2 protein-coding genes are annotated in these 1,000 nt (G+C 49.9%); both read right to left on the reverse strand.

The window, feature by feature from the left end; genetic code table 11:
• A partial coding sequence (locus R7R24_RS25045) for an amino acid ABC transporter ATP-binding protein (protein ID WP_318119811.1) occupies window positions 1–513 on the reverse strand: 513 nt, incomplete at its 3' end.
• On the reverse strand, window positions 510–1,000 hold a 491-nt coding region (locus R7R24_RS25050; RefSeq protein WP_318119813.1), incomplete at its 5' end, for an amino acid ABC transporter permease. The genes R7R24_RS25045 and R7R24_RS25050, both read right to left, overlap by 4 nt.

A 1,000-nucleotide genomic window follows, 5' to 3' on the forward strand; every position in this document is an offset into this window, starting at 1 on the left:
ATCCAGCGCGGAAGTTGGCTCATCAAAAAGTAACAGTTCTGGCTGTAACGCCATAGCGCGGCCGATGCCGACACGCTGCTGCTGGCCACCAGATAGAGCTGCCGGGTAGCTGTCACCTTTCTCGCCAAGGCCAATATCATCCAGAATCTGCTGTGCACGAGTCAGAGCTTCCTGTTTCTTCCAGCCACGCACGGTAATCAAACCTTCGGCAATATTCTGGCGAGCCGTCATGTGCGCAAAAAGGGCATAGTTTTGGAAAACAAACCCAGTACGGCGACGCAGCGCCAAGACTTCGGCTTTCGTGTGCTTTTGTGTATCGACAGAGATGTCGTCGATAGTGATACGACCTTCGTCGGCCTGCTCAAGGAAGTTAACGGTGCGCAACAGGGTCGACTTACCCGTACCGCTAGAGCCGATAATCACGATGATCTCACCCTGTTTGATATCGAGATCAATGCCTTTCAGGACTTCAGTATCGCCAAAGCGCTTGTGGATATTTTCTAATTTGATCATCGTACGTACGCCTTATTCAGTTTCGCTTCAGCCCAAATTTGTACTCGAGTCAGAATCACCACCACGCCCCAGTAAATCAGAGCGACGGCTAGGAATGCTTCAAAGAAACGAAAGCTTGAAGAGGCTTCCATCTGAGCTTTAGCCATGATTTCTGCCACGCCAAGCGTAAAGGCTAGGGAAGTCGACTTAATCATATCAATGAAGTAGTTCATCAATGAGGGCAGTGCTACTCGTGTTGCTTGTGGCAGAATCACGCGACGCATCGCTTGTGGCGTTGTCATGCCGACCGATAGGCTCGCTTCCATTTGGCTACGATCAATACCGATGATTGCAGCACGAATACTCTCGGCCATATAAGCGGCAAAGTGCAATGTTAAACCAATCACTGCGGCAGAAAATGCATCGATACCCACCATCACAGGGAAGATTTGTGGCAAGCCGTAATAAAGCAGGAAAAGTTGTACTAACAGTGGGGTACCACGGAAGA

Source organism: Vibrio sp. 704 (assembly GCF_033339295.1).